This window comes from Streptomyces sp. NPDC006326 (assembly GCF_040612915.1).
Taxonomy (GTDB): domain Bacteria; phylum Actinomycetota; class Actinomycetes; order Streptomycetales; family Streptomycetaceae; genus Streptomyces.
The window spans coordinates 1-12796 of the sequence record NZ_JBEXRC010000041.1 but is presented as its reverse complement, the minus strand read 5'-3'; the positions used below and the strand labels follow the sequence as shown (position 1 = coordinate 12796).

The 12796-nt window shown below is 75.2% G+C and carries 12 protein-coding genes; 4 read left to right on the top strand and 8 right to left on the bottom strand.

From position 1 onward, the window contains the following. Positions 1–56: 56 nt before the first annotated feature. A complete protein-coding gene (locus ABZ128_RS26855) occupies positions 57–503 on the top strand; it encodes an Lrp/AsnC family transcriptional regulator (RefSeq protein ID WP_053789735.1) in 447 nt (148 codons plus the stop codon). Here ABZ128_RS26855 and ABZ128_RS26850 read toward each other — a convergent pair. The 3 genes from ABZ128_RS26850 to ABZ128_RS26840 all read right to left on the bottom strand — a co-directional run bounded on the left by ABZ128_RS26850 (position 493) and on the right by ABZ128_RS26840 (position 5394). Continuing rightward, positions 493–3504 carry an SMC family ATPase gene (locus ABZ128_RS26850; RefSeq protein ID WP_356851383.1) on the bottom strand — a complete coding sequence of 1004 codons (3012 nt, stop codon included), beginning with the start codon at positions 3502–3504 and terminating at the stop codon, positions 493–495. The two genes, ABZ128_RS26855 and ABZ128_RS26850, sit on opposite strands and share 11 nt — an antisense overlap. Continuing rightward, the gene (locus ABZ128_RS26845; protein ID WP_356851382.1) at positions 3504–4667 is read right to left on the bottom strand and encodes an exonuclease SbcCD subunit D; all 1164 of its coding nucleotides are present in this window, start codon (positions 4665–4667) and stop codon (positions 3504–3506) included. The genes ABZ128_RS26850 and ABZ128_RS26845 overlap by 1 nt, the downstream gene beginning before the upstream one ends. Before the next feature lie 100 nt (positions 4668–4767). After that, the gene (locus ABZ128_RS26840; protein WP_356851381.1) at positions 4768–5394 is read right to left on the bottom strand and encodes a YigZ family protein; all 627 of its coding nucleotides are present in this window, start codon (positions 5392–5394) and stop codon (positions 4768–4770) included. Positions 5395–5505: 111 nt separating this feature from the next. On the opposite strand from ABZ128_RS26840, the gene ABZ128_RS26835 reads away from it, so the two are divergent. Beyond that, positions 5506–5910 carry a CoA-binding protein gene (locus ABZ128_RS26835; protein ID WP_356851380.1) on the top strand — a complete coding sequence of 135 codons (405 nt, stop codon included), beginning with the start codon at positions 5506–5508 and terminating at the stop codon, positions 5908–5910. 7 nt (positions 5911–5917) lie between these two features. Here the strand turns inward: ABZ128_RS26835 and ABZ128_RS26830 are convergent, their stop codons facing one another. Further along, complete coding sequence (locus tag ABZ128_RS26830) at positions 5918–6496, bottom strand: XRE family transcriptional regulator (protein ID WP_356851379.1); 579 nt, start codon at positions 6494–6496, stop codon at positions 5918–5920. Between the two features lie 117 nt (positions 6497–6613). Here ABZ128_RS26830 and ABZ128_RS26825 point away from each other — a divergent pair, with 117 nt between their 5' ends. Further along, positions 6614–7480, top strand: a complete 867-nt coding sequence (locus ABZ128_RS26825; RefSeq protein ID WP_356851378.1) for a DMT family transporter — start codon at positions 6614–6616, stop codon at positions 7478–7480. Positions 7481–7491: 11 nt separating this feature from the next. Here the strand turns inward: ABZ128_RS26825 and ABZ128_RS26820 are convergent, their stop codons facing one another. Next, the gene (locus ABZ128_RS26820) at positions 7492–8265 is read right to left on the bottom strand and encodes an acyltransferase (protein WP_356851377.1); all 774 of its coding nucleotides are present in this window, start codon (positions 8263–8265) and stop codon (positions 7492–7494) included. Between the two features lie 155 nt (positions 8266–8420). Here ABZ128_RS26820 and ABZ128_RS26815 point away from each other — a divergent pair, with 155 nt between their 5' ends. Further along, the gene (locus ABZ128_RS26815) at positions 8421–8972 is read left to right on the top strand and encodes a gamma carbonic anhydrase family protein (RefSeq protein ID WP_356851376.1); all 552 of its coding nucleotides are present in this window, start codon (positions 8421–8423) and stop codon (positions 8970–8972) included. A gap of 139 nt (positions 8973–9111) precedes the next feature. On the opposite strand, the gene ABZ128_RS26810 is transcribed toward ABZ128_RS26815, so the two are convergent. From ABZ128_RS26810 to ABZ128_RS26800, 3 genes are all read right to left on the bottom strand, one after another. Continuing rightward, positions 9112–9756, bottom strand: coding sequence for a DedA family protein (locus ABZ128_RS26810; protein ID WP_356851375.1), 645 nt, complete (start codon positions 9754–9756; stop codon positions 9112–9114). Between the two features lie 57 nt (positions 9757–9813). After that, a complete protein-coding gene (locus ABZ128_RS26805; protein WP_356851374.1) occupies positions 9814–12306 on the bottom strand; it encodes a glycoside hydrolase family 3 C-terminal domain-containing protein in 2493 nt (830 codons plus the stop codon). Positions 12307–12433: 127 nt separating this feature from the next. Continuing rightward, a complete protein-coding gene (locus tag ABZ128_RS26800) occupies positions 12434–12646 on the bottom strand; it encodes a DUF2191 domain-containing protein (protein WP_356851373.1) in 213 nt (70 codons plus the stop codon). Positions 12647–12796: the final 150 nt, after the last annotated feature.

Sequence of the window (12796 nt, the reverse complement as noted above, 5' to 3'; positions counted from 1 at the left end):
GGCTTTCCCCGGCCTTCTCCTTGTTCAGCCGGGGATTCCCCTGCTACATCTGGTCCATGACCGACTATTCCCCTGACGCCACCGACTGGCGCATCCTGACGGCCCTCCAGGAGGACGGCCGCGCCAGCTTCGCGGAGCTCGCCCGCGCCGTGTCCATGTCCGCGAGCGCGGTCACCGAGCGCGTGCGCCGGCTGGAGGAGGCCGGCGTGATCACCGGCTACACCGCGGTGGTGGACCCGGAGAAGCTGGGCAAGTCCATCCTGGCGCTGGTGCGGCTGCGCTATCCGCACGGCAACTACAAGCCGTTCCACGACCTGTTGGAGGCCACGCCGGAGATCCTGGAGGCGCACCACGTCACCGGGGACGACTGCTTCGTCCTCAAGGTCGCCGCCCGCTCGATGGGGCATCTGGAGGAGGTCGCCGGGCGGATCGCCGGACTCGGCGCGGTCACCACCAGCATCGTCTACTCCTCGCCGCTGTCCCGCCGCCCGCTCAGTCCGTGAGGTCCGCGGTGCGGTGGCGGACCACCGAGCCGCCGCGGTGCTTGACGACCTCCAACTGGGCCTGGACGCGGGTGCGCAGATCGGCGACGTGGCTCACGATGCCCACGCTGCGGTCCCGTTCGCGCAGCGAGTCCAGGACGTCGAGCACCTCGTCGAGCGTCTGGTCGTCGAGGCTGCCGAAGCCCTCGTCGATGAAGAGGGTGTCGAGCCGCATGCCGCCCGCCTCGTCGGTGACCACGTCGGCCAGCCCGAGCGCGAGGGCGAGCGAGGCGAAGAAGGTCTCGCCGCCCGACAAGGTGGCGGTGTCCCGCTCGCTGCCGGTCCACGCGTCCACCACGTGCAGCCCGAGGCCGGACCGGCCGCGTCCGCCGGCTTTGGCGTCGGAGTGCACGAGCGTGTAGCGGCCGCCGGACATCCGCTGGAGCCGCAGCGTCGCCGCCGCGGCGACCTGCTCCAGGCGGGCGGCCAGGACGTACGCCTCCAGCCGCATCTTGCGCTCGTTGTCCGCCGAGGTGCCCGCCGTGAGCCCGGCGAGGCGGGCCACCCGCTCGTACGCCTCGCGCAGCGGGCCCAGGGCGCGCAGCTCCTGCTCCGCCTGCCGGGACAGCCGGTCCAGCTCGGCGCAGCGCACCCGGGCGGCGTCGACCGCCGAGCCGGCCGTCCGCAGCCGGGCCGCGGCCTGCTCGGCGTACCGCTCGGCGGTGTCCGGGTCCGCCGGGGGCAGGGCGGCGGCCGCGGCGGTGTCGCGTTCGCCGCGGCGGTCGGCCAGCATGGCCTCCTCGGCCTGCCAGGCGTCCAGCCGGTGCTGCAGGGCGGTGCGTTCGTAGTCCGGCAGGACCGCCTCGGCGGCGGCCTCGACGGTGTCGAAGCCCGCCTTGAACGCGGCGTCGGCGAGCTGGTCGTCGGCCTCCTTCAGCCGGGCGGCGCCGGTCTCGGCCCGGCGCAGGGCGGTGGCGGCGGCGGTCACCATCCGGACCCGGTCCTCCAGGATGCGGGCGCGGGCCGCGACGGTGGGCGCGTCGCCCCGTACGCGCGCGAGCTCCGCCTCCAGCGCGGCCTGTTCCCGGTCGAGGGCCTCGCGCCGGGAGGCCCTTGCAGCGGACCGGCGTTCGGCGTCGAGGCGCTCGGCGCTGCGGACGGCGTGCTCGCGCTCGGCGCGGTCCAGCTGCTCGCGGGCGCCGTGGAGTCCGGCGGCCAGGGCGTGGGCGGCGGCGTGCCGGGCACTCAGGTCGGAGGTCAGCGCGAGGAGCTCGGCGGTGGTGGCGTCCCCGGCGGCGGCCGCGGCCTCGGCCCGGGCCTCCCGCAGTGCGGCGAGGCTCCGCTCGACGGCGGCCCGGCGCTCCTCGGCCTGCTCGAAGCGGGCGTGGGCGGCGTCCTCGGCGGCCCGGTCCACGTGCCCGGGTGCCGGCCGGGCCGGAGCGGGGTGCTCGGCCGATCCGCACACCGTGCACGGCTCGCCCGGCGCCAGCGCCTCGGCGAGTTCGGCGGCGATCCCGCGCAGCCGGGCCTCCTTGAGCTCCAGCCAGCGCTCCCGGGCGGCCGCGGACTCCTCGCGTACGCGCAGCAGTTCGCCCTCGGTGCGCTGCGCGTCGGCGTCCAGTGCATCGCGCCGCTGGGCGGAGTGCAGGCGCAGCCGGGCGGGTTCCAGCCGGCCCGCCAGCTGCTCGGCCCGGGTCGCGGCCTGCTGGGCTGCGTCCACCCGCCGGGCCAGGGCGGTCCGGGTGGCCTCCCAGCGGTCGAGCCAGTCGGCGGACTCCCGCAGCTGCTCCTCGGCGTCGCGGGCCTCCCGTTCCAGGGTGGCCCGCTCGCGGCCGATCTCCGCGCTGCGCTGCTCGTCGCGCCGGGCCGCGCCCAGCGCCCCCAGGTCCTCGCGCAGCCGCTGCTCGACGGCGGCCAGCTGGTCGGCGCCCGCCTCGGCGAGCGGCGGCGGGAGCTGCGCGCGGGCCTCGGCCTCCGCGTGGGCGGCGGCCAGGTGGGCGGCCGAGGCGGCTCCGCGCAGTTCGAGGGCGGGGGCCACCAGGGCGCCCCGGCGGGCCCGGTCGAGCAGCTCGCGCACCCGCTCCCGCTCGGGGGCCGCCCCGGCGAGCAGCTCGGCCCGGCGGACGGTCTCGGCATGCCGGCGCTGGAGCCGGTCGAGCTCGCGTGCCTCCTCGGCGGCCCGGCGCGCGGCGGCGTGGCGGCCCTCGACGGCGGCCAGCGCGTACTCGGCGACGGTCAGGCGCTCCCGGGCCGAGCACCGGGCGACGGCGGCCCAGGCGCGGACGGCCCCGGCGAGGCCGGGGTCGCCGGGCTGGTGGGCGGGCAGGGGCCAGGCGCGCAGGTCGGCGCTGTCGCCCGCGGCCTGGGCGAGCCGCTGGGCGGCGGCGAGCACCTTCTCGTCGCCGGCCCGCACCTTGGCCTCGGCGGCCCGGCGGCGCTCGGCGAGCAGCGCCTCGACGGCGGCGAAGCGGCGGGTGTCGAAGAGCCGGCCCAGCAGTCGCCCGCGCGCCGCCTCGTCGGCCCGCAGGAACTTGGCGAACTCGCCCTGCGGCAGGAGCACCACCTGGCAGAACTGCTCGCGGCTCATGCCGAGCAGCTGCTCGACCTCCTCACCGATCTCCTGGTGGGAACGGCTGAGCGCGAGCCACTGCTCCCCGTCGTACTCGCGCAGCCGGCTCTGGGCCTTGTCGCGGGTGGTGCCGGTGCCGCGCTTCTTCGGCCGGTCCTGTTCGGGGCGGCGGGTGATCTCCAGGCGCCGTCCGCCCGCGGTGAGTTCGAGGGTGACCTCGGTCGGGGTGGCGGGGTCGGCGTGGTCGCTGCGCAGGCTGGTGCCGGGGCTCTGGCGGGCGCCGGGGACCGACCCGTACAGCGCGTAGCAGACGGCGTCCAGGACGGAGGTCTTGCCGGCGCCGGTGGGCCCGTGGAGCAGGAAGATCCCGGCGCCGGACAGTGCGTCGAAGTCGATCTCCTGGGGCTGGGCGAAGGGGCCGAAGGCGGTGATCCGGAGCCGGTGCAGCCTCATCAGCGGGTCTCCTGCCGGCTGTCGTTCGCGCGGACGTCCTCGAACGCGCCTTGGAGGACGGCCCGTTCGGCCTCGTCGGCGACGCCCCCGCCGCGGACGTGGGCGACGAAGTCCTCGGCGATCTCCTGGTCGCTGCGGCCCTTGAGGCGCTGGGCGTACGAGGCCGCTCCGGACTCCTCGCGGCCCTCGGGGTCGAAGGCGAGGCTCAGGGTGTGCGGGAAGCGGGCGGCGAGCCGGGCCATGGGGTCCTCGGGGCGGACCGGGTCGGTGAGGGTGGCCTCGATCCAGGAGTCCTCGTACGCGGCGTACGCGGGCTCCTCCAGCAGCGCGTCGAGCCGACCCCGGAGCCGCGCGAGGCGGCGCGGCACGGGGGTGTCGATCCGCTCGGCAGTGATCTCCCCGTCGGCGCCGAGGTCGATCAGCCACATGGACTTGCGGTGGTCGGCCTCGGAGAAGGAGTAGGCGAGCGGGGAACCGGAGTACCGGACGCGTTCGTTGATGGTCTGGCAGCCGTGGAGGTGCCCGAGGGCGGCGTAGTCCACCCCGTCGAAGACGGAGGCGGGCACGGCCTCGACCCCGCCGACGGCGATGTCGCGCTCGCTGTCGCTGGCCTGCCCGCCGGTGACGAAGGCGTGGGCGAGGACGACCGAGCGGGTGCCGGGGGCGCGGGCCGCGAGGTCGGCGCGGACCTGGTCCATGGCCGCGCCGAGGACCGCCTCGTGGCTCGGCTTGTCGGCACCGAGGCAGTCCTTGACCAGGGCCGGCTCCAGGTACGGCAGCCCGTAGAGCGCCACGTCCCCGTGTGCGTCGGCCAGCACCACCGGGTCGGCGCAGCCCTCGGGGTCGGTGCGCAGGTGGATCCCGGCCCGGCCGATCAGCCCGGCCCCGACCCCGAGCCGGCGGGCGGAGTCGTGGTTGCCGGAGATCATCACGGTGGGGACGCCGAGGTCGGCGAGCCGGTGCAGGGCCCGGTCGTACAGCTCGACGGCGGGCAGCGGGGGCACGGCCCGGTCGTAAACGTCCCCGGCGACGAGGACGGCGTCGACCCGGTGCTCGCGGACGGTCTCGACCAGGTGGTCGATGAAGGCGGCCTGGGCCCGGAGCAGGTTCACGCGGTGGAAGGACCGGCCGAGGTGCCAGTCGGAGGTGTGCAGGAGCCTCACTCGCCGGCCGCCCCGCCGGCCGTCTGCGCGCACATGCCCGTCCGCCCCCTGCCCGTCTCCTGCTCTGAACCCCTCTACGCTAACCCGTCACCGGGGTCCGCTACGCCGCATACGTCTCGCCGCCGAGCGTGAGGGTGGCCGTGCCCGCGGTGCTGTCGGCGAGCCAGGCCTCGAAGGCGGGCAGGTCGGCTTCGGGGAGGGCGACCTCGATCTCGACCGCGGCCCCGTAGCGGAGGTCCACCACCGTGCGGCCGGTGGAGCGCAGGTCGTTCTGGGTCTTGCCGGCCCGCTGGTGGTCGACGGTGACGGTGGCCAGCCGGTAGCGGTGGCGGGTGACGGTGCCGAGCGCGTCGAGGGCCTCGCCGACGACGCCGCCGTAGGCCCTGATCAGGCCGCCGGCGCCCAGCTTCACGCCGCCGTAGTACCGGGTGACCACGGCCACCGCGTACCGGATGTCGCGCCGCATCAGCATCTGCAGCATGGGCACGCCGGCGGTGCCGCCGGGCTCGCCGTCGTCGCTGGCCTTCTGGACGGAGGCGTCGGCGCCGATGACGTACGCGAAGCAGTTGTGCGTGGCGGCGGGGTGCTCCTTGCGGATGCGCGCGACGAACTCCTGCGCCTCATGCTCGGTCGCGGCGGGCGCGAGCGAGCACAGGAACCGCGAGCGGTTGATCTCGGACTCGTGCACGCCCTCGCGGGCCACCGTCGCGTACTGGTCTGACTTCACCACACCACCCTAATCAGGGGCGGCAGGGGAATCCGACACGCGTTCTTCCAGTTGTCCCCGGAGACGGGCCGGATGCGGTCCGCGACCGGAAGGCAACAGGAGGCGTCACTCGTGCACGGCGACCCGGCAACCATTCGCAAGATCCTCACCGAACTCGGCGACACCTGGGCCGTGGTGGGCCTGTCCAACAACCGGGACCGGGCGGCGTACGCGGTGGCACGCGTGCTCCAGCAGTTCGGCAAGCGCATCGTCCCCGTCCACCCGAAGGCGGAGACGGTGCACGGCGAGCAGGGCTACGCCTCGCTGGGGGAGATCCCCTTCGAGGTGGACGTGGTGGACGTCTTCGTGAACAGCGCCCTGGCGGGGGCGGTCGCCGACGAGGCCGTGGCGGCGGGGGCGAAAGCCGTCTGGTTCCAGCTGGGCGTGGTCGACGAGGCCGCCTTCGCCCGCACCCGTGCCGCGGGCCTGGACATGGTCATGGACCGCTGCCCGGCGATCGAGATCCCGGCGCTGTAGCGCGGTCCTACGGCGCGCCGACGGGCGGGATGGAGACGGCCAGGGTCATCTCCATGGGGGCGGGGCCCTCGTTGCGGTAGGCGTGCGCGCGGTCGGCCTCGAAGGACACCGCCCCGCCCGCGGGCACCGCGTACCGCTCGTCGGCGACGACGAGGGTCAGCTCCCCGGCTGTGACGTGCAGCATCTCGAAGGTTCCGGCCGGGTGCGGGTCGGAGACCGTGCTCTCCCCCGGCTCCAGGCGGTAGGCCCACATCTCCACCGGCCCGCGCCGGTCGTCGCCGAGCAGCATGCTGGCGCCACTGCCCGCCTCGGTGGACCACATCCGTACGCCCTGCCCCGGCAGCACCACGTGGACCTGCGGGGTGCGGTCGTGGTCGAGCAGGGTGGTGATGCTCACCCCGAGGGCGTCGGCCAGTTTGACGGTGGTGCCGACGCTGGGGTTCGTACGGGCCTGCTCTATCTGGATGATCATGCCGCGGCTCACTCCGGCGCGGGCGGCCAGTGCGTCCAGGGTGAAGCCCCGCTCACCGCGCCAGTGCCTGAGGTTGCGGGCGAGCGCCTGGGTGAGCTCTTCGAGGTCCGACACCGTGCGGGCACCCTTCCGTCCAATATGTTGGATGCGGCAGTCCAATGGAATGAACTATCGTGCGCCGTGTTCCAGACTGCACTCCACCGTTCACCGCACTGTACTGCGAGGCCCCGCATGACCGCCCTCTTCGCCCTGGCCACCGCCGTGCTGTGGGGGCTCGCCGACTTCGGAGGCGGGCTCCTGACGCGCCGGATACCGGCGCTCACCGTGGTGGTGACCTCCCAGGTCCTCGCGGTGATCGCGCTCGGCGCCGTCGTGCTCGGCACCGGGGCCTGGCGGGAGGCCGGGCCCCAGCTGTGGTTCGCGGTGGCGGCGGGCCTGGTGGGCCCGGTCGCCATGCTCAGCTTCTACAAGGCGCTGGCCCTCGGCCCGATGGGCGTCGTCTCCCCGCTCGGCTCGCTCGGTGTGGTGGTGCCCGTCGCGGCGGGGCTCGCCCTGGGCGAGCGGCCCGGGCCCGGCCAGTTCGCGGGCATCGCGGTGGCGGTCGTGGGCATCGTCCTCGCGGGCGGTCCGGAGCTGCGCGGGGCGCCCGTACAGCGCCGGGCGGTGGTGCTCACCTTGGTCGCGGCCTTCGGCTTCGGCGCGGTGATGGCCCTGATCGCGCAGGCCTCCACCACCGTCACCGGGCTCTTCCTCGCCCTGTTCGTCCAGCGCGTCACCAACGTGGTGGCGGGCGGCACCGCCCTGTGGGTCCAGGCCCGGCGCGGCACTCCGGCGCTCCCCGAGGGCAGCGGCCTCGGCGCGCTGTGGGTCCTGCTGCCCGCACTCGCCTTCACCGGCCTCGCGGACGTCGCGGCGAACGGCACGTACTCCGTCGCGGCCCAGCACGGTCCCGTCACCGTGGCCGCCGTGCTCTCCTCGCTCTACCCAGTGATCACCGCGCTCGCGGCCTTCGCCGTGCTCAAGGAACGCCTGCGCGCGGTCCAGGCGGCCGGCGCCGGCCTGGCCCTCGCGGGCACGGTGCTGCTGGCCGCCGGCTAGACCGCTCGGCCTCACGCCGGCTCGGTCGCCTCCTGCCGATCTCCGGCATCGGCTTCCGCCAGCTCGGCCAGGGCGCGCAGCTGCTGCGGGGTCACCCCGTCCGGGATCGGCACGGGAGCCGGAGTGCGCAGCGGCGGCTGCCAGCCCGTGTCCGGCTGCCACCTGCGTACGATCCGCGCCGGCGCGCCCGCCACCACCGCATGGTCGGGCACCTCACCCCGTACGACGGCCCCCGCGGCCACCACCACGTTGCGGCCGAGCCGCGCCCCCGGCAGGATCACCGCGCCCGTGCCGAGCCAGCAGCCGGGTCCGATCTCGACGGGCGCGCTGCGCGGCCACTGCTTGCCGACCGGCTCGTGCGGATCGTCGTAGCTGTGGTTCGTGGAGGTGATGTAGACCCCGGGCCCGCAGAAGGTGTCGTTCCCGATGGTGATCGGCGCGTCCGCTATGACGTGGGTGTCGCGGCCGAGGACCACGCCGTTGCCGAGGACCAGCATCGGCTCGGCCCCGAGGTCGAGGTCCGGCATCATCCCGGCGGTCAGCGTGACCTGTTCGGCGATGATGCAGTGCTCGCCGAGCCGGATCCACGGCTCGCCGAAGACCGTGCCCTGGGGGAAGGCGAGCCGGGTGCCGTGCCCGATCGCACCGAAGCGCAGCCGGCCCGGGGTCTGCGCGGTCACGGCTCCCGCCCGCTGCATCCAGCGCCAGGCGGCGTGGGCGGCGCGGCTGCTGAGCCTGCGGCGCAGGTCCGTCAGGGATGAGAACGTGTTCTGGTTCTTCGGCACCGGGCCACCGTAGCGCGCCGGGGGCCCGGACCGCGCCGTGATCTTCACCCCATCACGGGCCGGGTGGGGTCCGTGCCCTACCGTGCCGGTAGCGCGACAGGGCGGACCAGCACCGAGCACCGAGCACCGAGCACCGAGCACCGAGGAAGAGAAGCATGACGCATCAGGCCGAGCAGGACAGCCGGGCACTCGTCGCCGCAGTGGGCGGCAAGTCCCCGAGGATCGACCCCACCGCCTTCACCGCGCCGACCTCCGTCGTGGTCGGCGACGTGAGCCTGGCCGCGGGAACGAGCATCTGGTACTCGGCGGTGCTGCGCGCCGACTGCGGTCCGATCATGCTCGGAGCGGACAGCAACGTGCAGGACAACTGCACGCTCCACGTGGACCCCGGCTTCCCGGTCTCCATCGGCGAGCGCGTCTCCATCGGCCACAACGCGGTGGTGCACGGCTGCACCGTGGAGGACGACTGCCTGATCGGCATGGGCGCGACGGTCCTCAACGGCGCGGTGATCGGCGCCGGCTCACTGGTGGCCGCGCAGGCGCTGGTCCCCCAGGGGATGGTGGTCCCGCCGGGGTCGCTGGTCGCGGGCGTCCCGGCCAAGGTGCGGCGCGAGCTGACGGAGGAGGAGCGCGAGGGCATCAGGGTGAACGCCCTGATGTACGCGGACCTGGCCGAGCAGCACCGCGCGGCCCTGTCCGGCAGCTGACCGCCGGGGCCGCCGGCGCCGAGCCCCACGGCGGCGGGCCCGGCAGCGGAGGCGCCCCCAGCGGCGGGCCGCACGCCGCTGCCGCGCCCGGCCGTCCGCGGCAGCGGCGTACGGGCCCGGCCGCGCGGGGCGTTCCGCGTCATTCCGCGCCGGCCGGCTCCTTGGCGGCGGTGGCGCCCGCGGCCGCCTTCTTCATCCGCGTGCGCAGCACCAGCGTGACGGTGAGCCCGATCAGGAGGGCCACCACCAGCGCCACCCACGAGAAGCCCTTCAGCCACGGCTCGGCGACGATCCCGATCGAGTAGATGACGGCGGTGGTGCCGCCCGCCCACACGATGCCGCCGAGGATGTTGGCGGTCAGGAACCGCCAGTACGGCATGTGCAGCACACCCGCCAGCGGCCCCGCGAAGATCCGCAGGAGCGCCACGAAACGCCCGAAGAAGACGGCCCACATCCCCCACTTCTCGAAGGACCGTTCCGCCTGGGCCACGTGGTCCGGCCCGAAGTGCCTGGGGAAGCGCCGCCCCAGCCGTTCCAGCAGCGGCTTGCCGCCCCTGCGCCCGATCGCGTAGCCGATCGAGTCGCCCACGATCGCCCCCGCGGACGCGCAGACACCCAGCACCACGGGGTCGATCTCCCCGTTCTGCGAGGCCAGCAGCGCCGAGCTGACCAGGATGATTTCTCCCGGCAGCGGGATGCCGAGGCTCTCCAGCCCGATGACCAGACCCACCAGGAGATAGATGCTGACCGCCGGAATCGTCTCCAGCCATTCCTGGATGTGCACCGGTACGTCCTCCCGATTCGTCCCGGCGCGTCCCCTGTGACACGCCGAACGGGCAGCCTATCTGCTCCTCACCACAGCCTTTGCCCTCAGCGGGAGGTCACGGGAGGAACGGCCCACGAACACCTCGCGACGGCCGGATCCCACCACCCACCCGCGCTGCTGCGGATCCCAGGACGACAGCGCACGGGCGTCGAGGTCGAGGGTGACCCGCTGTTCCCCGCCCGGCTCCAGGGTGAGCCGCCGGTAGCCGGCCAGGGCGCGGACCGGCTGGTCGAGCTTCAGCTCCGGTGAGGGGCCGACGTACACCTGCGCCACCTCGGTGCCCTTGCGGCGGCCCGTGTTGCGGACGGTGAACTCCACCCGGAGTCCGTCGCGTTCGGGCCGCACCGCCAGCCGCTCGTACGCCCAGGTCGTGTACGAGAGCCCGTGCCCGAAGGGGAACAGCGGGGTCACCCGCTCCGCGTCGTACCAGCGGTGGCCGACGTGGACTCCCTCGGCGTACTCCAGCCGGCCCGCCGCCCCGGGGTAGCGCAGCGGGTCCCCGGCGACCGGGGTGGCCCGCTCGTCGGCCGGGAAGGTCTGGGTCAGCCGGCCCCCCGGGTCCGCGTCCCCGAAGAGGACGTCGGCCGTGGCCGCCGCACCTTCCTCACCGGGGTAGTACATCTGGAGGACGGCTCCGGTACGGGAGAGCCACGGCATGGTCGTACTGGAGGAGGTGTTCAGCACGACCGCGGTGCGCGGGTTCGCCGCGGTGACCGCCTCGATCAGGCGCTCCTGCCCGCCGGGCAGGCCGAGCGAGGTCCGGTCGCCGCCCTCGGTGGCGTCCTGGTAGGCGAACAGCACCACGCCGTGGGCCTCCCCGGCCGTCTTCACGGCCTCGGCGAGGTCGGCCGCCCGCGTCGCCCCCGAGGTGTGCAGCAGCCGGAAGCGCTGCCCCTTGTCCCCGCCCTCCGCCGCGACGGCGAGCCGGTGGGCGCCCGCCGTGAGTGCCAGGGTGCGGCGGCGCACGGTGAACCCGTCGGGCGCGGAGCCCAGCAGCCCGCCCGCGAAGTGCTCGGCCACCCCGTGCCGGACCGGGAACAGCTCCTCGCCGTCGAGGCGTACGCTCGGCCGCTTGCCGGTGTAGTGGACGAGCAGGGTCCACTCGTCGGCCGCGGGGAGGGTGAACCCGCCCTCGTACCGCCAGCTCCGCCGGGCCTCGACCGCCCGGTCGGCCAGGGCCACCGCCGGGGCCAACAGCCCCGCGGGCAGCGGGCGACCGTACAGGTCCTCGCCGAGCGCGTGGCGCACGCCGGCGCCGCCGTTGCCCGCGCGGTCACGGATGGCGGCGAGCGGGGCCGCGGCCCGGTCGGGCACCACGTGGGCGCTGCCGCCGCCGCTGACGAAGGGGACCTGGCCGGTGGGTCCGATGACCGCGATCGAGCGGGCGGCCGCACCGGTCAGGGGCAGGGTGGCGTGCTCGTTGCGCAGCAGCACGGCGCCGGCGGTGGCGATCCGGCGGGCGACCCGCGCCCCGGCGGCGGGATCCCGGCCGGGACGGGGCGCCGGGCGGCTCCCCCCGAGCAGCCCGAAACGGTCCAGGGTGGCCAGGATCCGGCGTACGGCGAGGTCCACGGTGCTCCCGGGGACTGAGCCGCCGCGTACGGCCTGCTGGAGCGGGGCTCCGAAATGGGTGCCGCCGGGCATCTCCATGTCGAGTCCGGCTCCGATGGAGGCGACCGTGCTGTGCGCGGCGTCCCGGTCGGACATCACCCAGCCCTCGAATCCCCAGCCTTCCCGCAGCAGTTCGGTGAGCAGCGGCCTGCTCTCGCCCGCGTAGGTGCCGTCGACCTTGTTGTACGCGGCCAGCACGCAGCCCGCCCCGGCGGCGACGGCCGCCTCGAAGCCGCGCAGTTCCGTCTCGTGCAGGGCCTGCTCGGCCACCACGACGTCGACGGTGTCGCGGCCCCGCTCCTGGTTGTTGAGCGCGAAGTGCTTGACGGTGGCGATGAGCCCCTCGTCCTGGATGCCGCGGACGACTTCGGCGACGAGGTCCGCCGTCAGGCGCGGGTCCTCGGAGAAGGTCTCGAAGTTCCGTCCCGCGTACGGGGTGCGGATGAGGTTGGCCCTGGGCGCGAGCAGTACGTCCTGGCCCAGGGCGCGGCCCTCGCGGCCGAGGACCCTGCCGTACTCGCGGGCCAGCCCCGGGTCGAAGGCGGAGGCCAGCAGGACCGGCGCGGGCAGGGCGGTGGCGGTGCGGGCGACCCGTACCCCGGCGGGCCCGTCGGCGAGGCGCAGCGCCGGAATGCCGAGGCGCGGTACGCCGGGCACGTAGCCCGCCTGGCCGAGGGGGGCCGGGTCCCGGGCGCCGTGCAGCAGGGAGGTCTTCTCCTCCAGGGTGAGCTCGTCCAGCAGGGCGTCGATCCGGGGAGCGCCGCCCCGGAGGGTGGCGGCGGCAGCGGGCGGTCCGTTGCGGGGGCCCACGCCTGGGGGTACGTGGTGCACACAGCCGCCGGCTCCGAGCCCCGCGCCCACTGCTCCGAGCAGCCGCATCACGGAACGTCTGGACACGGCCCGGCTCATCGGCGCTCCCTGACGGCGGTCGACGGGAGCGGCCCGCGCCGGACCGCTCCCGGGGCCCACTGTGCTCCGCCGCCGCGCCCGGTGCGGCTCAGACGCGCCAGGCGCGGCGGCGAGTTCAGCCCTGCGGCGGCTGCTGCACGGGGTCGGGCTCGCGTCGCCGCGGCTCGTCCTGCACCTGCACGCGGGCCTCGGTGCGGTGGCCGCGCGCGATGTAGTCGCGTACGACGGCCTCCACCGCGTCCTGGGGCGAACCGATCCCGGCGAGGACCATCACCTCCACGACGAGCTCGGCGTCGAGGCTGATGTCGACCTTGGCTCTGCCGGCCATGAGCGGTCCTCCCTCTGGTGCTGCGACTGCGGGGGACTCTAGTCGCGGACGGGCCGCAGCGGGCCGCGTTCCACGGCAGCGGACGGACGTGTGGGGGCCGCGCCCCCGCGGGGGGGGCCCCCCCCCCGGGCCATGTATGATATAAACTAT